At 73.9% G+C, this 24,782-nt stretch carries 24 protein-coding genes; 4 read left to right on the plus strand and 20 right to left on the minus strand.

Annotation, left to right across the window (positions count from 1 at the left end):
* Positions 1-209: 209 nt before the first annotated feature.
* The 4 genes from ACFVSN_RS00360 to ACFVSN_RS00375 all read right to left on the minus strand — a co-directional run bounded on the left by ACFVSN_RS00360 (position 210) and on the right by ACFVSN_RS00375 (position 5,047).
* Entirely contained in the window at positions 210-1,847 is a 1,638-nt protein-coding gene (locus tag ACFVSN_RS00360) for an amidohydrolase (RefSeq protein WP_387593837.1), read from the minus strand.
* Positions 1,848-1,929: 82 nt separating this feature from the next.
* Positions 1,930-3,348: an APC family permease gene (locus ACFVSN_RS00365; RefSeq protein ID WP_387593838.1), complete on the minus strand. Its 1,419-nt coding sequence runs from the start codon at positions 3,346-3,348 to the stop codon at positions 1,930-1,932.
* A gap of 526 nt (positions 3,349-3,874) precedes the next feature.
* Entirely contained in the window at positions 3,875-4,261 is a 387-nt protein-coding gene (locus tag ACFVSN_RS00370; protein ID WP_387593840.1) for a nuclear transport factor 2 family protein, read from the minus strand.
* A gap of 93 nt (positions 4,262-4,354) precedes the next feature.
* The gene (locus ACFVSN_RS00375; RefSeq protein ID WP_387593842.1) at positions 4,355-5,047 is read right to left on the minus strand and encodes a GntR family transcriptional regulator; all 693 of its coding nucleotides are present in this window, start codon (positions 5,045-5,047) and stop codon (positions 4,355-4,357) included.
* A 45-nt stretch (positions 5,048-5,092) separates the two neighbouring features.
* Between ACFVSN_RS00375 and ACFVSN_RS00380 the strand changes: the two genes are divergently transcribed.
* Both ACFVSN_RS00380 and ACFVSN_RS00385 read left to right on the plus strand, forming a co-directional pair.
* Complete coding sequence (locus tag ACFVSN_RS00380; RefSeq protein ID WP_387593844.1) at positions 5,093-5,515, plus strand: VOC family protein; 423 nt, start codon at positions 5,093-5,095, stop codon at positions 5,513-5,515.
* On the plus strand, positions 5,512-6,309 hold the full coding sequence (locus ACFVSN_RS00385) for an SDR family NAD(P)-dependent oxidoreductase (protein ID WP_387593846.1): 798 nt from the start codon (positions 5,512-5,514) through the stop codon (positions 6,307-6,309). The genes ACFVSN_RS00380 and ACFVSN_RS00385 overlap by 4 nt, the downstream gene beginning before the upstream one ends.
* Positions 6,310-6,324: 15 nt before the next feature.
* Here ACFVSN_RS00385 and ACFVSN_RS00390 read toward each other — a convergent pair whose 3' ends face one another.
* From ACFVSN_RS00390 to ACFVSN_RS00400, 3 genes are all read right to left on the minus strand, one after another.
* On the minus strand, positions 6,325-6,843 hold the full coding sequence (locus ACFVSN_RS00390) for a ferredoxin (RefSeq protein WP_387593847.1): 519 nt from the start codon (positions 6,841-6,843) through the stop codon (positions 6,325-6,327).
* Complete coding sequence (locus ACFVSN_RS00395; RefSeq protein ID WP_387593849.1) at positions 6,840-8,129, minus strand: HEAT repeat domain-containing protein; 1,290 nt, start codon at positions 8,127-8,129, stop codon at positions 6,840-6,842. Before ACFVSN_RS00395 ends, ACFVSN_RS00390 begins: the two co-directional genes overlap by 4 nt.
* A 124-nt stretch (positions 8,130-8,253) precedes the next feature.
* A complete protein-coding gene (locus tag ACFVSN_RS00400) occupies positions 8,254-8,931 on the minus strand; it encodes a TOPRIM nucleotidyl transferase/hydrolase domain-containing protein (protein ID WP_387593851.1) in 678 nt (225 codons plus the stop codon).
* A gap of 184 nt (positions 8,932-9,115) precedes the next feature.
* Between ACFVSN_RS00400 and ACFVSN_RS00405 the strand changes: the two genes are divergently transcribed.
* The gene (locus ACFVSN_RS00405) at positions 9,116-9,910 is read left to right on the plus strand and encodes a GNAT family N-acetyltransferase (protein ID WP_380493275.1); all 795 of its coding nucleotides are present in this window, start codon (positions 9,116-9,118) and stop codon (positions 9,908-9,910) included.
* Between the two features lie 14 nt (positions 9,911-9,924).
* Here the strand turns inward: ACFVSN_RS00405 and ACFVSN_RS00410 are convergent, their stop codons facing one another.
* From ACFVSN_RS00410 to ACFVSN_RS00460, 11 genes are all read right to left on the minus strand, one after another.
* Entirely contained in the window at positions 9,925-11,121 is a 1,197-nt protein-coding gene (locus ACFVSN_RS00410; RefSeq protein WP_387593853.1) for an NADase-type glycan-binding domain-containing protein, read from the minus strand.
* 3 nt (positions 11,122-11,124) lie between these two features.
* Positions 11,125-11,697, minus strand: a complete 573-nt coding sequence (locus tag ACFVSN_RS00415) for a phage tail protein I (RefSeq protein WP_380438668.1) — start codon at positions 11,695-11,697, stop codon at positions 11,125-11,127.
* A 73-nt stretch (positions 11,698-11,770) separates the two neighbouring features.
* Positions 11,771-13,732 (minus strand): putative baseplate assembly protein, encoded by a 1,962-nt coding sequence (locus ACFVSN_RS00420; RefSeq protein ID WP_380493278.1) that lies wholly within the window; start codon positions 13,730-13,732, stop codon positions 11,771-11,773.
* Positions 13,732-14,154 (minus strand): GPW/gp25 family protein, encoded by a 423-nt coding sequence (locus tag ACFVSN_RS00425; RefSeq protein WP_380493280.1) that lies wholly within the window; start codon positions 14,152-14,154, stop codon positions 13,732-13,734. The genes ACFVSN_RS00420 and ACFVSN_RS00425 overlap by 1 nt, the downstream gene beginning before the upstream one ends.
* Positions 14,151-14,462, minus strand: coding sequence for a PAAR domain-containing protein (locus tag ACFVSN_RS00430; protein WP_380438662.1), 312 nt, complete (start codon positions 14,460-14,462; stop codon positions 14,151-14,153). Before ACFVSN_RS00430 ends, ACFVSN_RS00425 begins: the two co-directional genes overlap by 4 nt.
* Before the next feature lie 67 nt (positions 14,463-14,529).
* Complete coding sequence (locus tag ACFVSN_RS00435) at positions 14,530-16,308, minus strand: VgrG-related protein (RefSeq protein WP_387593856.1); 1,779 nt, start codon at positions 16,306-16,308, stop codon at positions 14,530-14,532.
* Positions 16,305-17,027: a LysM peptidoglycan-binding domain-containing protein gene (locus ACFVSN_RS00440; RefSeq protein ID WP_380438658.1), complete on the minus strand. Its 723-nt coding sequence runs from the start codon at positions 17,025-17,027 to the stop codon at positions 16,305-16,307. The genes ACFVSN_RS00435 and ACFVSN_RS00440 overlap by 4 nt, the downstream gene beginning before the upstream one ends.
* A gap of 43 nt (positions 17,028-17,070) precedes the next feature.
* Complete coding sequence (locus ACFVSN_RS00445) at positions 17,071-17,496, minus strand: phage tail protein (protein ID WP_380438656.1); 426 nt, start codon at positions 17,494-17,496, stop codon at positions 17,071-17,073.
* 52 nt (positions 17,497-17,548) lie between these two features.
* Positions 17,549-18,100 carry a hypothetical protein gene (locus ACFVSN_RS00450; RefSeq protein ID WP_387593858.1) on the minus strand — a complete coding sequence of 184 codons (552 nt, stop codon included), beginning with the start codon at positions 18,098-18,100 and terminating at the stop codon, positions 17,549-17,551.
* A gap of 2,581 nt (positions 18,101-20,681) precedes the next feature.
* Complete coding sequence (locus tag ACFVSN_RS00455; protein ID WP_359971796.1) at positions 20,682-20,840, minus strand: DUF6760 family protein; 159 nt, start codon at positions 20,838-20,840, stop codon at positions 20,682-20,684.
* Entirely contained in the window at positions 20,837-21,316 is a 480-nt protein-coding gene (locus tag ACFVSN_RS00460; protein WP_387593860.1) for a hypothetical protein, read from the minus strand. Before ACFVSN_RS00460 ends, ACFVSN_RS00455 begins: the two co-directional genes overlap by 4 nt.
* Before the next feature lie 175 nt (positions 21,317-21,491).
* Between ACFVSN_RS00460 and ACFVSN_RS00465 the strand changes: the two genes are divergently transcribed.
* Positions 21,492-22,715 carry an RNA-guided endonuclease InsQ/TnpB family protein gene (locus ACFVSN_RS00465; protein WP_387593861.1) on the plus strand — a complete coding sequence of 408 codons (1,224 nt, stop codon included), beginning with the start codon at positions 21,492-21,494 and terminating at the stop codon, positions 22,713-22,715.
* A gap of 39 nt (positions 22,716-22,754) precedes the next feature.
* On the opposite strand, the gene ACFVSN_RS00470 is transcribed toward ACFVSN_RS00465, so the two are convergent.
* Both ACFVSN_RS00470 and ACFVSN_RS00475 read right to left on the minus strand, forming a co-directional pair.
* Entirely contained in the window at positions 22,755-23,195 is a 441-nt protein-coding gene (locus ACFVSN_RS00470) for a phage tail protein (protein ID WP_387593863.1), read from the minus strand.
* Positions 23,196-23,240: 45 nt separating this feature from the next.
* Positions 23,241-24,779 (minus strand): phage tail sheath family protein, encoded by a 1,539-nt coding sequence (locus ACFVSN_RS00475; protein ID WP_387593865.1) that lies wholly within the window; start codon positions 24,777-24,779, stop codon positions 23,241-23,243.
* Positions 24,780-24,782: the final 3 nt, after the last annotated feature.

Genomic DNA, 24,782 nt, shown 5'->3' on the forward strand with positions numbered 1-24,782 from the left:
CACGCGTGCCGGCGCCGGCGCCGGGCAGCCCAATCCGTGGCTGCGCACGCCGGATCGCTTCGGCCCGAGCATCGCCGGCTGGCACTTGGGCCCGGCCGGAGCCCGCACCCACCGCAGGCCGCCGTCGCCGAGCGCCCCCCGCCCGGCGACGGCGGCCTGCGCCGCGTTCGGCCGGCCTCGTTCAGCCGGCCCCGTTCGGCCGGCCCCGTTCAGCCCGCCGCGTGGACGAGTTCGCCGCCCACGTAGGTCCGCAGCACCCGGGCGTCGGCGATCTCCCCGGCGGGGCCGGTCAGGATGTCGCGGTCGAGGACGACCAGGTCGGCGAGGTGTCCGACGGCCAGGGTGCCGGCGTCGTCGTGCCCGTTCACGTGGGCGGCTCCGGCCGTGTAGGCGGCGAGGGCGGAGGCCGGGTCGAGGCGCTGCTCGGGCAGGAAGATCCGGCCGTCGGTGGCCTCCGGCGTGATCCGGTTGACCGCCACGTGCAGGCCGGCCAGCGGATCCGGGCTGCTCACCGGCCAGTCGCTGCCCGCCGCCAGCGTGGCGCCCGCGCGCTGGAGCGCGCCGAACGGGTACTGCCAGGCGGCGCGTTCGGCGCCGAGGAAGGGGATGGTCAGCTCGTCCATCTGCGGTTCGTGGGCGGCCCACAGCGGCTGGACGTTGGCGATCGCGCCGAGCCGGGCGAAGCGGGGGATGTCGTCCGGGTGGACCACCTGGAGGTGGGCGAGGTGGTGGCGGGTGCCGCGCCATCCGTTGGCGGTGCGGGCGGCCTCGACGGCGTCCAGGGCCTCGCGGACAGCGCGGTCGCCGAGGGCGTGGAAGTGCACCTGGAAGCCGAGCTCGTCGAGTTCGGTGACGTACCCGCGCAGTGCGGCCGGATCGACGAAGCTGAGGCCCGAGTTGGCGGTGGCGCAGCCGCAGCCGTCCAGGTAGGGGCTGGTCATCGCGGCGGTGAAGTTCTCCGCGATGCCGTCCTGCATGATCTTCACCGAGCCGGCCCGGAACCGGCCGTGGGTCAACTCGCTCCTTCGCGCCACCAGTTCGGGGATCTGTTCGGCGCCCCGGTCGCGGTCCCACCAGAGCGCACCGGTCACCCGGGCGGTCAGGGCGCCGGAGCGGGCGGCGGCCAGGTAGGCGTCGGAGGGGTCCGGCTGGCCGTTGAACTCGCCGAGCAGGGCGTCCTGCCAGCCGGTGATGCCGAGCGAGTGCAGCAGGCGCTGTGCCCGCAGCAGGCCGTCCACCCGCTCGGCGGTGGTGGCGGCCGGCACCAGCCGGGCGACCAGGGCGGTGGCGCCCTCCTGGAGCGTGCCGCTGGGCGTGCCGTCGCCCTCGCGCTCGATCCGGCCGTCGGCCGGGTCGGGGGTGTCCCGGGTGAGGCCGGCCAGTTCGAGGGCCCGGGTGTTGACCCAGGCGCCGTGGTGGTCGCGGTTGGTGAGGAAGACCGGGCGGTCCGGGACGACGGAGTCGAGCAGCTGCCTGGTCGGCCGTCCACCGTCGAAGCTCTCCAGCGACCAGCCGCTGCCGGTGATCCACGCCGGTCCGGGGTTGGCCTCGGCGTAGGCACGGATCCGCTCCAGGCACTCGGCCGCACCGACCGTGCCGGTGAGGTCGCAGGCGGCCAACTCGACGCCGCCGTACACGGCGTGGACATGGGCATCCTGGAAGCCCGGCAGCAGCAGCTTGCCGGTGAGGTCGACGACCTCGGTCTTCGGCCCGATCAATCCGCGGACCTCGTCGTGCCCGACGGCGGTGATCCGCTCGCCGGTCACGGCCAGGCCGGTCGCCCGGGTGCGGGCGGCGTCGCCGGTGTGGACGGGGCCGCGGGTGAAGACCAGATCGGCCTGGGTCATGGGTGGTGCTCCGTTCTCGGGTTGCGTGTTGCGTGTTGCGCGTTGTGCGCTGTGTGCTGTGTGTCGGTCGTGCGGGAATCGCTCAGGGCGTGGGGTGTTGGAAGTACGGCGAGCGGCGCCGCCAGCGGGCCCAAGCCGCCGACGGGAGTCCGGTGACGACCATCAGCACCACGACGGTCAGCTCGAACCAGCCGTTGTCGGCGGAGAGTTCGAAGTGGTCGGCGGAGTCGTAGAAAGTCCAGGCCAGGTAGCCGCCGACGGCGAGCAGCGCCGCCGCGCCGAGCAGCGGACCGACCACGGCGCGCAGCCCCTGCAGCGGGTCGGTGCGCAACAGTTGGCGGAAGCGGACGGCGGCCGCGACGGCGGTGAGCGCGTAGTAGAGCGCGACGATGACGCCGATCGCGTTGACGGCGGCCGAGATCAGGTCGTTGACGGTCGGGATGGCGATCGAGGCGAGGGCCAGCAGGACGGCGACGCCGGTGATCAGCAGGGTACCGACGGCGGGGGTGGCGTGCTTGCGGTGCAGCCGGGTCCAGACCGGGCCGAGCACGCCGTCGCGGCCCATCGCGTACATCCCGCGCGCGGTCGGGATCACCGAGGACTGCAGCGAGGCCACGGCGGAGAACGTCAGCGCGATCAACGGCAGTGCGGCCAGCGGTTGGTGGGCGAGCCGGGTGCCGAAGTAGGTCAGTCCGTGCGCGCCGTTGTCGGCCAACTCGCCGAGCGGGAGGACCCGTTGGAAGGCGGTGCCGGCCAGCAGGAAGAGCAGCATCATCACCACCAGGGCCAGGAAGCCGCCTCGGGAGGCGTCGCGCGGATCGCGCACCTCCTCGCCCACGCTGAACACCGACTCGAAGCCCCAGTAGCAGAACACCGCCAACACCATGCCCTGTGCCACCGCGCCGAAGGAGGGGATGTCGAACGGGTTGTACCACTGGACCGAGAACGGCTGGTCACCCGCGAACAGCCCGTACCCGCAGAAGCCGAGCAGCACCAGGTACTCGAAGACCAGTAGCGCCTTCTGCAGCCGGGCGGCGAGGTCGAGCCCGCGCACCGCGACGAGTGCGGCGCCGATCAGGACGACGAGGCCGAGCAGGGTGCACTGGACGGTGGAGTCGGCGTCCAGGCGCAGGCCGGCGATGCTGCGCAGGTGCGCTTCGTCCAGGAGTTGGATGACCGCCGAGCCGGTGACGGTGGTGGTGTAGGCCATGAAGACCACCGTGCCGACGGTGTTCACCCAGCCGGTGAGGAAGCCCAGCCAGGGACTGAGGGTCCGGCCCACCCAGCGGTAGCTGCTGCCGGCGTCCGGTTCGACCGCGTTCAGCCGCCCGTAGCCACCGGCGATGGCGAGCACGGGCAGGAAGGCCAGCAGCATGATCGCGGGCAGGTGCAGGCCGACGACCCCGGCCATCAGGCCCAGGCCGATGCCGATGCTGCTGGTGGCGGCCGTACTGGACGCGGCGATCACCGCTCCGTCCAGCAGGCCGATGGATTTGTGCATGGCGCCGCGGCTCGCACCCGTTCTCGGACCGCTGCCCGTGTCCTTCACCGTCGGTACCAACGGATCACCGCCTTGCTCGTGGGGGTGGGGGTGAGGAAGTGCGAGTCATGAAACCGGGGGCGCCCTTACACGTCAATGCTGTTGTCATAAGCGCCCAGCGGCCTGCCGGAGGTTCTCCGGCCCGAAGGGCGGGTCGGCGGGTGGCGGGTCTTTCCGGATGGACGGCACCAGCCCGGACTCGTTCCCGCAGGCGTGGGCGACGTAGAGCTCGCCGGAGAAGTCTCCCGGCTGCTTCTACAACCGGCCCATCGCGCTCAGCATGAGACCCACGCTTCGGGCGGCACCCACATCCGCGACGTTCGACATCGCGAGATCATCGCGCTGTCCCACCCCGACGTCTCCAGCCAAGCCCCTCTGCCGACGAGACGGCGGCGAGGATCTCGCGGGTGGCAACGGTGTCGGGGTGGTGCGGGCCCAGAACGCGTTCCTGGTCGACGAGAAGCTCTTCCCACAGGGTGCCAGGGGGTCAGTTCTCCAGGGCGCGGGCGATGGGGAGGGTGTCGGAGGTCTGGCGGAGGTGGGTGATGCGGCCGGCGGCGAGGGTGAAGAAGTGGGCGAAGCGGGAGGTGAACTGATTGCCCTTCGTCGTGGTGCCGACGTAGCGGCCGAGAACGATGACCTGGTCGCCGTCCTCGTAGAAGGCGTCGCCGATGCACCGGAACTCGCTGAAGTCGGCGAGGAAGGGGAAGAAGTCGCCGACGATGCGGTCGAGTCCTTCGTGGACGCCGCCGTTGGGGAAGCCCTCCGTCACGTCCCAGCGGGCGTCCGCGGCGACGACGGAGCGGATGACGTCCAGGTCGCCCCGGGCGTCGTAGAAGCGGCGGACGACGTCGATCTGCGGGGAGTGGGACACCGTGGTTCCTCTCGACGGGCCTGCGACTGCCATGCGGGGTACGCGACGGACGTTACCGGCCCGGAGGCCGGCTGGCGGGCGGTTCACGGCACTTCACCCCTGCTCGGCGGCCTCCGGGAGCAGCGCCAGCAGGCTGCGCCGCGCCACGTCCACATGCTCCGCGGCGAGCCGGTCGAGCACGTCCTCCGCGCCGCCCGCCCGGAGCAGCCCGGCGAGTTCGCGGTGCTCGTCGACGACCAGTGCGCGGTACTGGCCGCGGGCGAGGGTCACCCGTTGCAGCTGGAACAGGAACACCTGCGAGCGCACGGCCTGCCAGGCCTCGGTGAGGCGGCGGTTGCCGGCGGCCTCGTAGATCCGGTCGTGGAAGGCCATGTCGAGGGCCAGCAGGCGCGGCACGCCGGCTCCGGCGGCGAGTTCGGCGGCCATCTCGTCGACGAGCCGGTCGAGGGTGTCGAGCTGCTGCGGCGTCGCGCGCCGCATCGCGGTGACGGCGGCCAGGCGGTCGAGGGCGGCGCGGACGCGGTAGACCTCCTCCACGTCGACGGCGGTCGCCTCGACGACGGTGGTCGGGCGGTGCCAGCCCGTGCGGATCAGCCCCTCGCGCTGGAGCTGCGCGAGGCCTTCGCGGACGGCGCCGCGGCTCACGCCCAGCGACTCGGCGAGTTCGACCTCCCGCAGCGGGGCGCCGGGCGGGAAGCGCCCGTCGAAGATCGCGTCGCGCACCGAGTCCGCGCACTCGTCGGCGAGGCCGCGCCGGGCCGCCTTCCGCAGGGGTTCATTCGTCATGTTCGAATGTTGACATCCGGACATGCTGCGGATCAAGGTGGGGTCATGACCCGTCCTGCGTTTCATCTCGCCATCCCGGTCGACGACCTGGCCCGGGCCCGCGCGTTCTACGGCGGTGTGCTCGGCCTCCCGGAGGGCCGCTCGACCGGCCACTGGGTCGACTGGGACTTCCACGGCCACCAGCTGGTGACGCACCTCGTGTCCGGCCCCCGCCCGGACGCCCCCGGACACGGCACCGTGGACGGCCACGCCGTTCCCATGCCGCACTTCGGGCTGGTGCTGGGCACCGACGCGTTCCACGCGCTCGCCGGGCGGCTGACGGAGGCCGGCACCGCGTTCGTCATCGAGCCGACGCTGCGCTTCGCCGGGCAGCCGGCCGAGCAGTGGACGATGTTCCTGCACGACCCGGCCGGGAACGCGCTGGAGTTCAAGGCGTTCCGCGACGAGTCCCGGATGTTCGCCCGATGAGCCCGGCAGGCCAGACAGGCCAGGCGAGCCCGGCGCGGGGCGTGCTGGTCACCGGCGCCTCCCGGGGCATCGGCCGGGCCGTGGCCCACGCCTTCGCCGCCCGGGGCGACCGCGTCGCCGTCCACTACGGTTCGGACGCCGCCCGGGCCGAGGCGACGCTGGCCGCCCTGCCCGGCGAGGGGCACGTCGTCGTCGGCGGCGACCTCGCCGACCCGGACGCGGCCGAGCGGATCGCCGCGACCGCGGAGCGCGCGCTCGGCGGGGTGGACGTCCTGGTCAACAACGCCGCCGTCGCCACCTCGGCGGCCAACGCCCACCCGGTGGCGGAGGTCTCGTACGAGGACTGGCAGCGGGTCTGGCGCCGGATGGTCGACGTCAACCTGCTGGGCGCGGCGAACCTCGGCTACTGCGTCGCCCGCCGCATGATCGCCCGGGGCGCGCCCGGCCGGATCGTCCAGATCGGCTCGCGCGGCGCCTTCCGCGGCGAGCCGGACCACCCCGCGTACGGCGCGAGCAAGGCCGCCCTGCACGCCCTCGGCCAGTCCCTCGCGGTCGCCCTGGCCCCGCACGGCATCGCGGTCACGTCGGTCGCCCCCGGCTTCACCGCCACCGACCGCGTGGCCGACCGCCTGACCGGGCCGTCCGGCCGGGCCCTGCGCGAGCAGAGCCCGTTCGGCCGGGTCGGCACCCCGGAGGAGGTCGCCGCCGCCGTCCTCTACCTCGCCTCCCCGGAGGCGACGTGGGCCTCCGGCACGGTCCTCGACCTCAACGGGGCTTCGCACCTCCGTCTTTGAGCGGTCCGACGGCCGCTACAGCTCCGGCAGCGCTTCGCCGGGCGCGGGGGACCTGCCCTCCTCCAGCCAGTGGAGGTAGATCCGCAGGTCCCCCGCCAGGCCGCCGTCGATGTACGAGCGGTAGTCCCGGACGGCGTCCGCGATGCCCTGCTCGGCCCAGTCGGCCTCGTTCCAGTCCTGCTCGGACAGGTACTCCGTGATCCGGTCGCGGTCACGCCACCACTCGCGGACCGCGTCCGGCGTCCAGTGCGCGTCCCCGTCGCAGCCGTACCCGAGCAACGGATCGCACTCCGCCGCCTCGACCAGCCGGGCCGCCTCCGCCGCCGTCCGGGGCTGCCGGTAGACGTACTCGGCGAGGTACGTGCCCCCGTAGAGGACGTGGTCGGGCGCGGAGAGGCGTCCCGTCCAGCAGTTGTCGGTCTCGGCGCCGTAGAAGGGCCCGGGGACGTTGAGCCAGAGCCGGTCCTCCCAGCGGCCCCGGAACGCCTCGCGGTCCTCGCCGAGGGCCGCCGTGGGATCGAAGTACAGGGTCACGGCGCGAGCATAGGGCCACCCTCCCGACGTGCTCGCGGGGAGGTCGGCCCGGCGGACCTCGCGGCCATCCGCCGCAGTGCCGAGGCGACCTGCCGTCGGATCAGGTCGTCGGGGTCGTGCTCGACCCGTCGCAGGTCGGGCTCCGTCAGCCACCGCCGCCTGATCCCGATGGCGACCGCGGCGTGGCGCGGGACGGGATCGGGGTCGGCGAGGGCCGCGCGGGCCACGGCCGGGGCGCTGGGCGCGTCGAGGCGGGAGAGGTGGCTGATCGCCGCGGCCCGCACGGACGGCGCGGTGTCGTCTCGCAGCGGCAGGACGTCCTCCTCGGTCAGCACCTGGGACTCCTCCAGGGCCTTGAGGGCCGCCTTTCTCACGTCCGGGTCCTCGTCGCGCAGGAGTCGGCGGGCCCGGGCGTGCCAGGACGTCCCCCGTCCGACCAGGGCGCGGACGGCGGTTTCGCGGACCTCGGCGGCCGGATCGGTCAGGGCCCGCTGGAGTACCGGGAGTTCCTCGTCCGGGAGCGCGACGTTCAGGGCTCTGATCGCGGTCGCCCGGACCCCGGGTTCCGGGTCCGCGGTGGCCGTCGCGCGCAGGACGGCTCTGGTCGCGGGGGCGAGGTGCGGGCGTCGCCGGAGGGTCCTGGCGGCGGCCGCGCGCAGGTCGGGGTCCGGGGAATCGGCGAGGGTGTCCGCGAGCGTCGGCTCGGTGCCGGGGAGGGACAGTTCGAAGCCGTGGGTGTCCAGTCCGTCCGCGGTCTCGTCGAGCCAGCGCTCGTACCAGGCGAGGAAGTCGGTGTCGGGGCTGAAGAAGGACTCGCGCCGGGGGTCGAGGTCGATGTTGAGGATCCGGCCGCGGGCCGGGCCGGTGACCACGAGCACGGTCAGGTAGCCGCACCCCTGGCTGGTGATGGCCATGGTGCCGGCGAACGGCGGCCTCGGGCTCCCCAGCCGCTCCCACCAGCCCCGGCCGACCCGGAGGGTCGTGGGGCGCAGCGGGAACGGCCGGGCCAGGTCGCCGGACTTGCTCAACCCGCCCTGGTTCCAGGCCCGGAGCGGCAGCAGCCCGTAGTGCGGCCCGGCGCCGTCGTGGCCCACCTCGGTCAGGAACCGCCGGTACGCCGCAGGGAGCCGGACGCCGTGCTGCGCTTCGAAGGCGGAGACCCGGTCCTCGGTCAGCGGCGGGCCGAGGCGGAAGCCGTGGCGCTCTTCGCCGAAGGACTTCGCGCGGCCCGGCAGGCGGGGAACCCTCGCCAGTTCGGCGGTGATTCTGCGGAGACGTTCATCCACGTCGCGTTGCTTCTCAGGGGAAGGCACACACCCGTCGGGTGGTGCGGGGCCACCGATCATGCCAGGCGCCGGGGCCGCCGCGCCAGGCCCTACGGTCCGGCGGCGGCGCGAACACCGCCGGCGCTCAGCACGTTTCGCGCGCCGGGAGGGCGGCGAACAGCCCGGCGAGCGGGGCGGGCACGCGCTCCGGCGCGAGGGCCTCGACGAGGACGCGGCCGTAGTGGATCTTGCGCCCCTTCTTCGTGCCGAAGAACCGCCGCAGCTGCTGCTGCGCGGTGCGGCTCCGCTGCGCGGGCTGGCGCAGGAACACGTCCAGGGTGCGCGAGTCGCCCTGCTCCCGCACGACTTCGCGCACCGCGTCCACACCCAGCGCGCGGATCAGCTCGTCCTCCAGGTCCGCCGCGCACACGAAGACGTCGTGCGGATCGGCACCGGCCCGCGCCCAGCCGCGGTCGTAGTAGCCGCGCTCCTGCTCGTCGCACAACCCCGTCAGCCGGAGCCCCAGCCCGGCCGGCCCGAGCAGCGCGGCGAACCGCCCCACGCTCATCGCCCCGCCCATCGCCAGGACGCAGACCCCCTCCCCCGCGAGGTCCCGCCCCCGGCCGGCGGCCAGCGCGTCGACGGCGGCGACATCACTCGGTCCTTCGAGCAGCACGGCCGCCCGGACGGACAACCGCCCGGCCAGCTCCCGGGCCTGTTCCGCACCCGGCCCACCGGCCGCCCACGCGACGACCGCGTCGCGGAACGCCGTCATGCCCGCCGCCACGTCCCCCGCCGAACTCCCATGACCCGCTGCGCTCATGGCCGCATCCAAGCAGAAGAAGCAGGGGACGACCGCGGATTTTCCGGCGCCGGACGCGGCGTCGTGCCGGAGCGAGAGCCCTCCGATCAGCGACGAGGCCGCGGTGCGGGCGGAGCGGAGCAGATGGGCGCCGACCGGCGGAAATGCGTTGGCGCGCCCGTCGGCGCCGTGCTGGAGTGGGCGGATGGATCATGGAGAACTGCTCGCCCTGTTCGACCGCCGGCTGCGACGTGAGGCGAAGCCCGACAGCGCCGGTGCCCGGATCGAACGGGACGGCGGCGTCCTCCGGCAGGTCGGCGCACCGCACGACTGGAACGGCGTGCTCTGGTCGGACCTCGACGAGGCCGGCGCGGACGCGGCGATCGCCGCACAGGTGCGCTACTTCACCGCGCGGGGGCTCGAGTTCGAGTGGAAGGCGTACGCACACGACCGGCCCGACGACCTCGGGCGGCGGTTGCGGGCCGCCGGGTTCACGCCGGAGCCGGAGGAGGCGGTCATGGTCGCCGCCATCGCGGACCTGCCCACCGATGCCGCGCTGCCCGACGGCGTGCACCTGCGCCAGGTGACCGACGCCGCCGGGGTGGACCTCGTCGCCGAGGTCCACGAGCAGGCGTTCGGCACCAGCAGCGCCCGGCTGCGGCAGCGGCTGCTCGACCGGCTCGACCGGAACCCCGGGACGGTCGGCACGGTGGTCGCGATGGCCGGCGAAGTGCCGGTGTGCTCGGCGCGGATGGAGCTGTACCCGGGCACCGAGTTCGCGGGCCTCTGGGGCGGCGGCACGGTCGCCGCCTGGCGGGGCCGGGGCATCTACCGGGCCCTGGTCGCCCACCGCGCCCGGATCGCCGCCGACCTCGGCTACCGCTACCTCCAGGTCGACGCGAGCGACCAGAGCCGGCCCATCCTCCAGCGCCTCGGGTTCGCGGTTCTCAGCACCACGACCCCGTACGTCCACCAGGCCGGGCACGACGGCGGGGCATAGGCGGGCGAACGGGCTCAGGCGCGCTTGAAGAACTCCACCTCCGCCAGGGCGATGGGACGGCCGGGGGCGGTTCCGGCGGCCTCCTGGACGGTGAGCCTCACCTGGGTGACGTCGCTGATCCCGGTCGCCACGGTCTGCGGTCCCGGCTGGTCGTTGAGCGTGACCTGCCGGCGGTGCACGGTGCCGTCCGACGAGGTGACGTCCATGGCCAGGACGAGGGGGCGGGCCTGCTCCTGGAAGTGCTGCGGGTCCGCGGTGCCGCCGGTGTGGACGATCAGGTCGACGAGCCGGTACGGGGTGCGGAAGTCGAAGGTGATGGAGTCCCCGACCGCGGGTGCTCCCCAGTAGGTGTTGGTGAGGCCGTCGTCGGCGGCCGTCGCCGGGTGGCCCTCGACGGCGGCGCTCGCCGTGGTGCGGGAGGGGGCGATCGCGGCGGTGCTGCCGAGCTTGTCCCGCACGTCCTCGAAGGCCCGCCGGCCCGCCGGGTACAGCAGGATCGCCGCGATCACGAGCGCGGCCAGGGCGAGCAGCGCGATGGTGCGGCGCAGCGCGTTGCCCGAGCCGCCGATCCGCGTCCGGCGGCGGAACGGCCAGCGGGTGCGCCACCAGGGCAGCTTCGGTGCGGCCGCGGTCGGGGTCAGCGGTGCGGCGCAGCGGCGGCAGAAGCGGCGGTCGGGCAGGTTGGGCGTGCCGCAGCGGGGGCAGGGCGGGCCGTCGGGGGGCTCGTCGGCTGCGGAGGGGCGGACGACGGGGCGGGCCGGGAGGGGTTTGGCGGGCTCGACGGCGACCGGGTCGGCTTGCGGAGCAGGGGCAGGGGCCGGGGCCGGGGCCGGGACAGCGGGAGCGGGGTCCGACGTCGATGCGCGCTTCGGTTCGACGGTCGGCGACGGTTCGGGGGCGGGGACGGGTTCGGGGACCGGCAGCGGCGCCTCCGCCTGCGGGGCGGGCGGCTGCTCCCTCCTCGCGCGCGTCACCCGTCGCGACACCGCCCGCCAGGTGGATTCGGTGTGGGCCGTCTCGGGCTCAGCGGGCGCAGGCCCGGGTGAAGGCTCGGACTCGGCCTTCGCGGGCCCGGGCCCAGGCGCGGGCCTCGCCGTCGAAGGCGCGGGCTTCGCCGCGGCGCTGCGCGACCAGCCCAGGTACGCACCGCAGTTGCCGCAGAAGTCGTCGCCCTCTCCGTTGGCCGTCCCGCACTCGGGGCACACCGGCATCCGTCAGCCCTCCGCTCGTCCGGGCAGCCCCGGCGGACCGGGCAGGATCTCCACCCGGCAGTTCAGGTGGACCGGGCAGCCGGCCCTGACGACGGCCAGCACCTGCTCCGCGTCCGGTTCCGGTCCGTTCAGGGGCCAGACCCGGACGAGCACCTCACCGCCCCCGCCGGGCGGCAGGGCGGCGCCGGGAGCGGTCGACCAGGAGACGCCGCCGCCGTCCGTGATCTCGGCGCCGGCGCCCAGCACCAGCCGCAGCCGCTCGACGAGCCCGCGCCGGGTGCCGCGCCAGCGGTGGAGCTCCATCGCGCGCCCGACCACCGCGCGGCGCACCTCGTCCGGCCAGGCCGGGTCGACGTCCACCGCGACCCAGGTCGCCAGCCAGTCGAGGAAGTCGGCCGGCGCGAGGCGGGGCCGGAAGTAGGCGGGCAGGTTGTCCAGCGTCGCGAAGACGGGGGCGAGGACGGTGTCCAGGCCGGCCGTGAAGCGCTGGGCGAGGTCGTCGTCGGCGAAGAGGGCGGGCAGCAGTTCGCCGATGGGGTGCGGGCTCGGCAGACCCGGGACGGCGGCACGCGTCATGCGTCCGCCTCGCTCCGCTCGGCAGGGGCCTCGACCCGTGCGCACCTTCTGATGACGAGCTCGCTGCGCTCACTCATGACGCACCGCCGTCGGAGGCCACCGCCGTGACCACCACCTGGTGCTGGTGGGAGAAGACCAGCGCGTCCGCCGGCACCTCGACCCGCTCGGCGGGCGCGCCCCGGCGGCCGGTGATGGGGTCGGCGGGGAAGAGCCGCAGCTCCTCCACGCCCGTGACGGCGGCCACCCGCTGGAGCACGGCGAACACCTCCCCGTACTGCACCGCCCGCCCGAACGGCCAGCCCGTGCCGTCGGCGCCGCCGCGCAGCGGGTTGAGGTACCGGTACAGCGTGGCGAGCACCGCGTCCCGGACGCGGTCGGGATCCGCGGAGCGGGTCGTGAGCCGGGCCACCACCGTGACGCCCTGGTAGGTCGGTGGCTGCACGGCGACCCGGGTGCCGATCAGCCGCCGTTCGTCGAGGGCCGACGCGACGGCGGCCAGGACCTGTTCGTCGGGGATCAGTTGCTCGAAGCGCAGCCGGTCGCCGTCGTCGGCGACCGCGTCGGGCACCACCAGCACGCGGACCGCACCCGCCTCGCCACCGCCGGGCACGCAGGTGATCCGGGCGGCGGACGGCGCGGCCTGGCGGGCGATCAGCTCGTAGTCCCCGGCGGTGACGGCGCGTTCCTGGAGCCGCAGCTGGTGCGGGGCGCGCAGTTTGGCGTTCTCGACGGTCTCGCCGTCCACGCCGCCCCTGGCCGCCTCGCGGTTGTCCACCCGGGCGATGTACGGGACGGAGCTGCGCAGCACGGTGATCGTGCCGCGGGCGACGTTGCCGGCCGTCCCGCCGCCGGTGCGGTAGTGCGGGACCCGGAGGTGGGCGCCCTTGGGCGGCACCGCGCCGAAGGAGCGGAGGGTGCCGTCGGGTTCCCGGACGGCGGGCGGGAAGAGGAACTCGCCGGTGGTCGCGTCGAGCACCACGTGCCGGTCGGCCGGTGCGGAGTCGCCGAAGTGCTCGACGACCGTCCAGCGCTGCCAGCCGTCGCCGGCCGAGGCCTCGACGACGGGCGGTTCGCCGTCGAGCAGGACCGGCGGCCGGGCGAGCCGGAAGTGCTGGCCGGCGACGCCTTCGGAGGTGCCGAGCGACGCGCCGGTGACGGTCTGGGCGTGGACGGCGGTCGCGGTGCCGCCGACGGTGAACACCTCGGCCCGGCGGACGGTCGGCGACTCCGAGTAGAACGGCTGGCCGGGCCGGGGCTCGGTGACGCGGCAGCGCAGCCACGCGGCCCGGCGCCCGGCGACGACCGACGCGGTGTGTCCGGCGGGCACGAACACCACCACCTCGCCGGGCCGGTTGAGGCCGCCGGTGGTGTCGGTGCCGGTCTCGCAGGCGCTCCAGCGCGCGCCGTCCCACACCTCCCAGGCCAGCGGCGGCTGGCGCGGGTCGACGCCGACGCCCTCCACCCGGCTGTCGAGCCGGACGACCAGGATGCAGCGGGGCACGACGGCGGGCAGCGCGAAGAGCATCGCGTCGCCGACCTCGGGGCGCGGCTGGAAGCACGGCACGTCCGTCCCGTCGGCCAGCCGGTCCGTGGCGTCGGACTGTTCCCCGGAGGCGGAGAGGGTGACCAGGCGCTCCAGCGCGCTGGGGACGATCGGGAGGTCCTCGGCGGTGGAGAAGACCACGGCCTCGTCGGTCTCGGTGCGCAGCGTGGAGACCTCGGTGCCGGCCCGCAGGAGCACCGTCTCGGGCTGCGCGGCGGAGAGCCAGAAGTCGACGTCGGCGCGGGCGGCCGCGGGCGGGAAGAGCCGGATGCCGAGCAGGTCGAGGAAGGCGGAGTAGTTCTTCTCGGGCACCCGGTTGAGCCGGTAGAGCAGGTGGTCGACGAGGTAGGCGAAGGTCTCGATGAGGGTGACGCCGGGGTCGGAGACGTTGTGGTCGGTCCACTCGGGGGCGCGCTGCTGGACGTACCGCTTGGCCTCGTCGACGAGTTGCTGGAAGCGGCGGTCGTCCAGGTTCGGGGAGGGCAGGGCCATCAGCGCACGCTCCCGTCGACGGACGTGGGTGACTCCGGGATGGTGTAGAAGGGGAAGACGAGGTTGCGGCGGTCGTTGGTGGCGCGCACGGTGTAGTGGACGTCGATGTAGAGCGTGCCCTCGTCGACGCTGTCGAAGGCGATCGCGACGTCGTCGACCTCGATCCGCGGTTCCCAGCGTTCGAGGGCGATGCGCACCTCGCGGGCGATCCGTCCGGCGGTGGTGCTGTCGCCGGGGGCGAACACGTACTCGTGGATGCCGCAGCCGAATTCCGGGCGCATCGGCCGCTCGCCGGGGGCGGTGCCGAGGATCAGCCGGATCGCCTCGGCGAGCTCCCGGTCGCGGTCGACCATGCCGATGCCGCCGGTGGCGTTCACGCGCAGCGGGAAGGCCCAGCCCCGGCCGATGAAGTTGCCGGTCATGCGACGCCTCCGATCAGGACGTTGAACGCGCCGGCGATGACGGCGGCGCCGCAGGTCGTCTTGTCGCCCATGCGGGCCGCGGGCAGGCCGCCGATGAGGACCACTCCCCTGGTCACCGTGCCGAGTTGGGGCTCGACGACGTTGGCGGGGCCCATCTCCACGTGCGGGACGCAGGCGTGCAGGCTGCCGACCACGGCGGCGGGCCGGCCGCCGATCAGCACGGTCTCCACGGCGATGGCGCCCGGCGGCGGGGTGGCGAGGACGCCGCCGTGATCGGTGGGGTCGCCGGTCCGGGCTGCGGGGGGCATGTGCGGTCTCCAATCCGAGGGTGCCCGACGGGATCCGGCGGGCCTGTTTACTGACCATGACGTTCCGTCAGTTGATGCGCACGAACGCCCCCTTGAGGACCGCTTCGGCCCCGCCGTCCACCGTGACGGCCGTCGTCCCGCGGACGGTCACCGATCCGCCGCGCACGTTCACCTCTCCGGTGCCCGCGTCGAGGGTGATGCCGGAGGAGGAGAGGCGGACCGTGCTTCCCCCCGCGCCGCCCACGCCGTGGACGGTGAGCACGATCTCGCCGTTCTGCTGGTCCAGCTTGACCTCCAGCTTCCCGTCCCCGCTCGCCAGTCGGACCCCGGACGTGCCGCCCGGCACGTCCAGCAGCTCCAGGCGGTGGCCCGAACGGGACACGACGGAGCGGCGGTTGACCGTCCCGGCGGCGGCGTCGACGAGCGGCACGTCGTGCGGCGAGGGCCGGTCCACGCCGTTGTAGAGTCCGCCGAGCACGTAGGGGCTGTCCAGGTCGCCCTGTTCGAAGCCGACCAGCACCTCGTCGTTGACCTCGGGGCTCACCACGCCGCCGCCCCCGTGGCCGCCCCACTGCACGGTGCGCACCCAGTCGGACACGTAACTGTCGTCCAGCCAGGGGAACTTCAGCTTCACCCAGCCGCGCCGCCCGTCGCCCGGCTCGCGGACGTCGGTGACCACCGCGACGGCCAGGCCCGGCATCCGCGGCCCGCGCGGCGGCGCGTTGCCGCCGGTGGCCAGCCCGGCCAGGGAGCGGTCGGGCGACGCGCTGACGACGACGGTGGTCCGGTAGCCGCGGAACGGTTCGACGAGGTGGCGCACCCCGGTGGCGGTGTAGCGGCCGGAGAAGGCGGCGCCGACGTTCCCCAGGGCGACCGCGGTGCCCGCCCGCAGCCGCGGATTGCCCTCGACGACCGCCTCCAGCTCGCCGAAGCCGGCGGCCACCGAGGCGGCCAGCGAGCGCGCCGCGGCCGTCGTCTCCGCCTGGGTGCGGTACGGGGTGTCGGCGACGGTCAGCCGGGCCGGGCCCGCGAAGGCGGACGCGGCCACCGAGGGGCTCAGGCCCGGCTGCACCGTCAGGGAGGTCACCGACGGCTCGGCGGCGACCAGCGCGCTCTTGGTCGTCACGTTCCAGCCGCGCGCCTCGACGGTGTCCGCGCCCGCGCCGCCCGTCAGCACGCCGCGCAGCTCCAGCAGGTTGCGGCCGTACTCCAGGACCAGCGGGCTCTGCGGCGCCGGCGTGGAGGGCGCCGGCGCGCCGGACGCGGGCTCGGGCTTGACGAACTCCAGCCGCCCGTCGTCATCGGCCCGCACCTGCGCGCCGCTCTCCAGCGCCAGGAACTGGAGGAACTCCCAGTCCGGGACGTTCGCCTGGGAGAGCTGCTGGTGGACGACCGGGAAGGAGTCCACCCGCCCGCAGGTCAGGCCCGCGCCCGCGGCGACCTCGCGGACGATGTCGGCGGTCGTCATGTTCCGGAACGCCTTCACCCGGCGCCCGCGCATCAGCCGGTGCGTGACCGCCGACGCCCGCACCACGGTGTACGAGCCGGTGGTGTCCACCTCCAGCTCCAGCGCCGTCACCTCGCCGGTGAACAGCCGCACCTGGGTGTGCCCCTGCACGGTGACCACCGACACCCGCACCTTCGTGCCGATGGTGATCCCGGTCGCGGTGAGGAACATGTGGTCGGCGTCCCGGAAGGTCAGGACGGCGGTGTCGGGCAGGCCGACGCTCTCCTCGATGTCGCAGGACACCAGCTGCGCCGCCCACGCCGGCGGCAGCGGCCCCGGCGCCTCGACGACGGGATCCGCGGCGAACGGGCGGCCGCCCCGGGCCTCGGGGGTCGTCACGCGCGCCCTCCCCGGGTGAGTTCGTCGATCCCCGGCACGATCAGCTCCGCGCCGGGGACGAGGACCAGCGGATCGTCGATGTCGTTGGCCTCCGCGATCGTGCGCCAGGCCGTCGCGTCCCCGTAGGCGCGCCAGGCGAGCAGCGGCAGCGTGTCGCCCGCGATCACCCGGTGGGTGCTGCGCGCCTCCGGCGAGCCCGAGGTCGGGTTCTGGCCGGCCGGGTCGACGCTGGCCTCGTCGATCGTGAGCGAGCAGACCGCGCGCAGCGGATTGCCGTCGACATCGAAGAGCGTGTAGGTGACGGAGAGGCCGGTCAGCACCCCGTTGAACGAGGTCGTCTTCAACGTGCCCCAGTCCAGCCGGATCCACGGGCTGGCCGGCGTCTTGCGCGCCAGGCTCGTCGGGGTGGGCACGCACGCCGTCATCAGCTGCTCCACCGCCCGTTCCACCGAGTTGTCGTGCGTCGCCGTCGAGTCGAGGAACACGTCGAGGGAGAGCGACCGCGGCCCGCTGCCGACGAACTCCGGCAGCGCCGACTGGCCCGCCATCCGGGACGGCGTGCGCCGCCACTCCGTCGTCTTGCGCAGCACCAGGGTCGCCGGGTTGAACTGCAGCGGAAGCCGCGCGATCGCCCCTCCGGGCTGGGCGCCGACCGCGGACGGGGGCTCCATGATGGTCAGTTGGGCCCGGGTGACGCTCGCGGGGACCGCGGGGGACATCCTTGCTGCTCCTCTGGTGGACGGGACGGGTTCGGGCCGCGTGTCAGGACGGGCGCAGGCCCGCGTGGGCGATCTCCAGGGTCTCCATCGCGGCCTGCGAGTTGGAAGGGTCGAAGGACGGGCCCTCCCACCGCACCGGGACGATCCCGAGCACCTGCCAGCCCACGATCCGGCTCAGGTCCGGCCGCAGCGCCACGATCTCGCCGTCCTTCGGCTCGACCCTCCGGACGATCTCCCCCAGCCAGCGCGCGATCTTCGCGGTGTCCGCGGTGACCGCGCGGGTCAGCGTGATGTTCGACCAGGTGATCCGGCCCGGCAGCTGCCACGCGAACCCGTTGTTGCCGCCCTCCGCGTACTGCTCGATCTCCACCTGCGCGCCGAGCCCCGAGCAGGTGGCGAAGTCGCCCAGGTCGTTGCCGCCGATGGTCAGGCTGAAGAACACGCTGCTCGCGAAGATGTTGTCGGTCATCGGTCCGTTCCCTGTTTGCTTCCGGCGATCTGCTTCCTGCTGCCGTACCCGCTCAGCGGCGCATGTCGTACGGCCTCCCGGCGCGCTCCCTGCCCCTGCGCAGCTCGGTGCGCAGCAGGCGGCCCACCGGTTCGACGAGGCGCCGGGCCAGGTCGTCGAGGTCGGCGGTGCCCGAGGTGGTCGTCTCGGGTGGGGCCGCTTGGGACGACGGGGGTGAAGGCGCCTGGGCGGTGGTCGGCTTCCGCGCCGGCACGGCGGTCAGCGGCACCCCGGACAGACCCGCCTGCCCGGCCACCCGTTGGAGCGCTTGCGCCGAGACGGGCGACGGGGGCGCGGCCGACAGGGTGCGCTGCACGACGGGCGGAGGCGGCGCTGCGGGCGGCTGCGCCGGGGACGGCTGCGGGATCCGGGCGATCGAGGGCAACCGCTGGAGCGCCGGGGCCGCGACGGGCGCGGGCCGGACCAGCGGGAGGCGCCGGCCGGTCACCGCGGCGGACGACGGACCGAGGTCGGTGCGGGTCGGTCGCGGTGCGGGGGCGGGTTCGCGGGTGTTCGTGGCGGTGCTCGGCGGGAGCGCCGCAGGTGTGCCTGCGACCGGAGCCACAACGGGAAGCGTCGAACTCCCCGGTGGCGCCAGCCGATCGTCACCGTGCTCCGGCGAGCGCGCGGAGCCCGATCGTTGCACAGCCGTCGAGCCGCCGGGCACGTCCGAACTCCGTTGCGGCAGCGGGCGAACAGTGGCGCTCGACCTCGACGAACCCCGGGAGCGCAGACGTTGAACCGCCGCCACGACCCCGCGCCCACCTGACGGCCGGCCCGGATCGGCCGCGCCATCCGCCGCCCTCCGGCCGCCCGGCATCGCCGTTTCGCCGGGAGCCCCGGCCGAGGCCGAACGCTCCCAGGGCAAAGGGCGACCGACCGGCACGCGTTCCTCTCTGTCCTCCCCCGACGAACCCCGCGACCGCGAGCGCTGCACGGCCTCCGCGTCACCTCGCCTCACCGAACTCGCCTGCGAGGAGGGTCGATTGGTCCCGCCGTCCGCGAAATCCGCCGCCCGGCCCTCGGCCCGCGCCTTGAGCGCATGGGGCCAGGTCGCCGGAACCACCGGCGGGGCGGGCGTTGCCGCGGTAGCGGCGGGAGTGCTGCCGCCAGCCGTCGCCGACGACCCGGCGAGGGCGGTGGTCATGCGGTGAATGCTGAGCAACCCTCGCCTGGGGCTGGCGAGTTCGGCGTACCGCTGCACAGCACGACCGCCGCCGACCGGACGCACCGGAACCACGACGGGAGCCGCATCACCGGGCCGGGGCGCAGAACCCTGCCTCGGCAGCGCGGTCGCCCCGTCCGCCGGCCGGCCGTCGCGGCCTTCCCCTCGTTCGCCAACGCTCCCACCAGGGAGTCCTGTTGCCCCCTGCGCGCCCTCGACGGCGCGCTGAACGGGCATCCCTTCGCCGTTCGCCGACGTGCCCGGTTCCCGTGCCGTCCCCGCACCGGAACCCATGACCCGCCGAACCGGCCGTCGCTCGCCGAGCAGCGGAGCGGTGCCGCCGGGCGGTGTGCCCTGCACGTCCGCTGTCCCGCTCTCCCGCCCGGCAGCCCGTCGCCCAACGGCCCCAGCCGCCGTCGGCGGCAAGGCGTCGAGGGGCGCACCCAGGCCCCCACGCGTACGGACGGAGGTGCCGTCGCGCCACGTCCGTCCTGTCGGCGCCTCGGCCGGCACACGCTGCACGGGCGTGTCACTGGTGGAGTCACGCGGAGTCGGAGACGGCGCCGGGCCGCCCCGATCGGGTGCCTCGGACGGCACACGCTGCACGGGCACCTCACCGACGGACCCACGCCGAGACGAAGACGGCGCCGGGCCGCCCCGATCGGGTGCCTCGGACGGCACACGCTGCACGGGCACCTCACCGACGGACCCACGCCGAGACGGAGACGGCGCCGGATCACCCCGATCCGGCGCCTCGGCGGGCACACGCTGCACAGGCGCGTCACTGGCAGACCCACGCTGCGCACCAGAAGACGCCCGACCGCCCCGGGCAGGCGCATCAGCGGGCCGGGACCGCCCGGCCGGCGCCTCGGACGACGCACGCTGCACGGGCGCAGCACCGACGGACCCACGCTGAGTGCGGGACGGCCCCGGGTTGCCCCGATCAGACGCCTCGGCGGGTGCGCCCGCCACAGGGCCTGCCGTATCGGCGGGGACCACGGGCATGGCCGGCACACCCGATGCAGCCTGCGGAGCGGCAGGGGCCAAAGGTGCGGCACTCGCGGGCAGCGCCGCCATGGGCTCGCCGAGAACCGGGCGGGTAGCCCCACCCTCGCCCGGCGCGACGGCGGCACGCTGGACCGGCCGTTCGGCCTGCCCTTCCGGCGCCGGCGCGGGGCGAGGAGTAGCCTCGCCGTCCACAGCCGCCACGGGTCGCGATCCGCCCACACCCTGGCTTGACGGCTCGACAACGGTTTCCGGCGTCCTGTCCGAATCGCGCACGACCGCAACGGGCCGCACCGACAGGCCACGGGGACGCCGCGCCACCGTCAGCGCTTCACCGACGGGACGCAGCCGCACCGCACCGCCGACATCGTTCCCACGCTCGGGTGCAGCCACCGCACCCGGCACAGGCGTGCCCGCCGTCGGCGCAACCGACTCCGGTGCACCCGGCACCGGCCCGGACGTCGACACGCCATCACCGTCAGCGCCCACCGAGCCGGCCGGCCGCTGCGGCGAACGCGCGCGCTGCACCGCCCGCACGCGAAGCCTCCGCACCGCGACAGCACGCTGAACCGGCCGGACCTCCCCCGGCTGCCCCGGCTCCGCCGCCCCACCCTCGCCCCACACGTCCGGCAGCACGAGCGCGTCCCCGCCCTCGACCGTCGAGGGGGAGCCCGGTACCGCCACCGCTCGCAGGATCCCCACCGGAGCGCCCGGCAGGACGGCGTGCCCGAGCGGCCCGCACAGCGAGGGATCCTGCCAAGCGGCCAGCCTGGAACGGAAGTTCAGCCCGTCACTGACGCCACGCGCCGCGCCGTCCAGGGTCGGGACCAACGGCGCCACCTCGCGCCACCCCCCGTCCCCCGACGCCGGACGCCGCCGCTCGACACCACCACCAGCGGGGACGACGACCTCCGCGCCCCCTTCGGCACCTTCGCCCCGCCGCCGGCCGAGCCAGTCCCGCAGCCCCATCCGCCGCTCACCCACCCTCGCTGATCCGGGTGTTGAGCCGCGCGATCTCGCGCACCCACTGCCGGCGCTCGTGATGGGTCAGGTCGAGGATGTCCTCGCGCTGCCAGTGGAAGTGGTAGGCGATGTACGCGATCTCCTCGTGCAGCCGAGCAGGCGCGTACGTCACGATTCCCCCAGGCGCCCACCGGCGAGGTCGACTTCGAAGGCGCCGTCGCAGTGCGGGCAGGTCACGGCGGCGCGGGTGTGGCCCTCGCTGTTGACGCGCTGGTAGAGGTCCTGGAGGAACGCCACGTCGGTGGCGTACATCCGCTCGACGACGCCGGCGTGCACGTCGGTGATGTCGCCCAGCCGCGTGATGACGTGGCTGAGCAGCACGACGCTCAGGTAGGCCGGGTTCTCCTTGACCCGCAGGTCGATCTGCGGCATCAGTTCGTCGCGGGCGGTGGCCCGGCGCATGGCGCCGTACCGGTGGACGGTGCCCTCGTCGTCGACGTACCCGAGCGGCAGCTCGAACTCGAACTCGGTGTGCGGCGCCCGCGCCCGCGGACCGGCGGGTCCCGGGGCCTGCTGCTGCGGCTCGCTGTTCTGCTGGGCGGCGGGCGCCCGTTCCAGCAGTTCGTCCAGACCGATCTTCCGCCTCACCAAATCTCTCCCTGGATGCTCCCGGTGCCAGCCGGGAGAGCTGGGGGGCCCTCCGCCCGGAGAAATGGGGAAGGTTCATGATTCAGAGCCGCGCAGCGGCGGGTTTCTCTGCGCATCTGTTCTGGCCTGCGCTCTCTTTCATTCATTGTCAGTGGGTGCTGTTAGGTTGCGGATCATGACGACAGCGGCGATGATCGAAGGTCCCGGATACGCCCGGTACACCTACCGGCTTCGCGTGTCGTCCTCCGCGTCCGCCCTGCTGGAAGCGGAGTGGGGCCGGTGCCGTTGGGTCTGGAACGAATGCGTCCACACGTCTCGCAAGATCCACCTACACAACCGGGCCGACTCCGAGAGCAGGCGCACCTGCGGGCCGGCGGACCTGGACAAGCTCCTGACCGAGGCGCGCGTCGCGATGGCGTGGCTGCGTGACGGGGCGTCGGTACCGCAGCAGCAGGTCATCCGGGATTTCGGCAAGTCGAGAGCCAAGGCGATGAAGGACATCAAGGCGATGCTGCCGATGCGTCAGCGCGCCGGGTTGCCGAAGCCGAAACGCAAGCGCGAGGCGCTCGCGTCGCTCAACTACACTCGACGCGGATTCCGGATCAAGGACGGCCGGCTGCACCTGGCCGGCGGCATCGTGCTGACCGTGGTCTGGTCCCGCGAGCTGCCTTCCGACCCATCCAGTGTGCGGATCCACCGTGACGCTGTCGGGCATTGGTGGGCTTCCTTCGTCGTCCTCACCCAGCCCGAGCCGCTGCCCGCCATCGGCCGCGCCATCGGAATCGACTGGGGCGTCAAGGAGATCGCAACCACGACCAGCGATGCCCACGACCTTCCCCATCCTCAGTACGGGGAAAGCGCCGCGCGGAAACTCGCGCACTACCAGCGGCAGATGGCCCGGAGACGGCAGCCGAAGGGGAAGGCACAGACGAAAGGCTACCGAAAGGCCCAACGACAGGCCGCCAAGGTCCACAAGAAGATCGCGAACCAGCGGCAGGACACGGCCCGAAAGTGGGCCAAGTCGGTTGTACACGACCATGACGCGATCGCGGTGGAGGACTTCCGGCCGAAGTTCCTTGCCAAGACCACTATGGCCAACAAGGCGGCCGACGCCGTGATCGGCGCCACGAAGGCGGCGTTGGTCGAGATGGCGCGGAAGCACGGACGGACCGTTCATCCGGTCAACCCTGCGCACACCACGATGGACTGCGCGCACTGCGGTGTGAGAGCCAAACACCGCCTCCCCCTCTCTGAGAGGATCTACTCGTGCACCGCGTGCGGAGTCGTGTCGCCTCGCGACAAGAACTCCGCCCGCGTGATGCTCGTCCGGGCTGGTCTGAACCCGGCTGGTGTTGATCGCGGAAGACCTGAACGTCCGCAGGACGATCGGGCAGCGTGAGCCAGGAATCCCCCCTCCCTCCGTGGGAGGGGGAGCATGTCAATCGACCGAGATCTCCTCGAACACGATGGTCACGGTCTCCGTCGCCGGGCTCGATTCACCCGCGCTGAGCGTGGGGCCCTCCCAGCGGCTGGCCCAGGCGTTGTTGAGGTGGATGCGGCGCAGGGTGGCGCCGGTGGTGTCCTTGACCTCGATGGTGAGGTTCTGGCGCGCGGTGTTGATCGCCCCGTTGTTGAGGGTCTCCTTGATCCACTCGGAGAACGTGCTGCTCTTGTCGAGGCCGCGGGTGATCGTCACCTCGCCGGGCAGCCGCGCACCGGGCTGCTTGCGGACGATGAGTTTGCCCTCCTGGGTCACCTGCTTGTACTCGACGACGTCCTGCTCGACCGTGAGGTTGCTGACCTCCTTGACCGACTCGACGTTGTAGCCGCCGAGTTGGACGCCGAATATGTGTGTGGAGAGCGGATCGCCTTCAGCCATGGCGTGCTGTCACCTTCCCATTCCCGTAGGTGCCGACGGTGCCGGTCACTCGTTGACGAGGCTCGTGCTGTCGGAGAACTGGGCGAGCCGGAACACCACGAACTCCGCGGGCTTCACCGGCGAGACCCCGATCTCGCAGATCACCTGTCCGAGGTCGATCGACTCCGGCGGGTTGTTGTCGCGGTCGCACTTGACGTAGAAGGCCTCGGCCGCGGTCTGGCCGAACAGCGCGCCGCGCCGCCACTCCTCGGTGAGGAACGCGGTGATGTTCCGGCGGATGCTGGACCACAGCCGGTCGTCGTTGGGCTCGAACACCACCCACTGGGTGCCGATCAGGATCGACTCCTCCAGGTAGTTGAAGAGCCGGCGCACGTTCAGGTAGCGCCACGCGGGGTCGGAGGAGAGCGTCCGCGCGCCCCAGATCCGGATGCCGCGCCCGGGGAACGCCCGCACGCAGTTGACGCCGATCGGGTTGAGCAGGTCCTGCTCGCCCTTGCTGAGGCGGATCTCCAGGTCGACCGCGCCCCGGATGACCTCGTTGGCCGGCGCCTTGTGCACGCCGCGCTCGGCGTCGCTGCGCGCCCACACCCCGGCGGCGTGCCCGCTCGGCGGGACCAGCACGTTGCGGCCGGTGGCCGGGTCGAAGACCTTGATCCACGGGTAGTAGAGCGCGGCGTAGCGGGAGTCGAAGCCGGCTTCGTCGTTGCGCCAGGCGCGCATCTGCTGGGCGTTGAGGCCGGGCGGCGGGTCGAGGACGGCGATCCGGTCGCCCATCTGCTCGCAGTGCGACATCACCGCGAGCTGCACCGTCCGCAGGCCCTCGTCGTCGAGGTCGCCGCGCTGGTGGGCGCTCATCAGGTCGGGCACGGCGACCATCGTGATCTCGTCGATCGCCTCCAGGCCCGAGAAGCCGGTCCTGGCCGCAGCGTCGCCGACGTACTCGGCCGGGTCGAGCCGGGCCGGCGGGGCCGCGACCGGTGCGGGCGCCGGAGCGGCGGCCAGGGCGTGGGTCCGGCGCTCGGGGCGGCTCGGCGCCGTGCCGGGCTGCTCGGCGACCGCGACCAGCTTCGACTCCCGCAGCTGGGTGACGACGTAGCCCTTGGTGTTCCGACGGGTCGAGACGTCGTACGTCTCGACGACCTCGGCGCCCTTGCGGACGAGCACGCGGAACCGGTCCTCGGGGACGTTCTCGCCCTCCGCGTCGGCGATCTCGACCGACACGTCGGCGCCCGCGCCGGGCAGGGCCGAGAAGAGGAGGCCGGAGACGGCGACGGGCGGCGGCGCCACCGGTCCGGGCACGACACCGGGGGCCCGCCGCGCCGGGTCGCCGACCCGGACGACGTAGGCCGAGCCGCCGCCGTTGGCGAAGTAGCCGTACACGGCGTGCGCGAGGTAGGTGCCCTCGGTGAAGCCGCCGAACCGCTGGACGTACTGGTCCCAGGTGGTCACCAGCGTGGGCTCGTGGAACGGACCGGCCTCGGCGAAGCCCACGAACGCGGCGACGGCCGTGCCGACGCCCTCGATCGGGCGGGCACCGGACTGGACCTCCTCCACGTACACGCCCGGTGTGAGGTACGACGGCATTCG

This window comes from Kitasatospora sp. NPDC057904 (assembly GCF_042887925.1).
Classification (GTDB): Bacteria; Actinomycetota; Actinomycetes; order Streptomycetales; family Streptomycetaceae; genus Kitasatospora.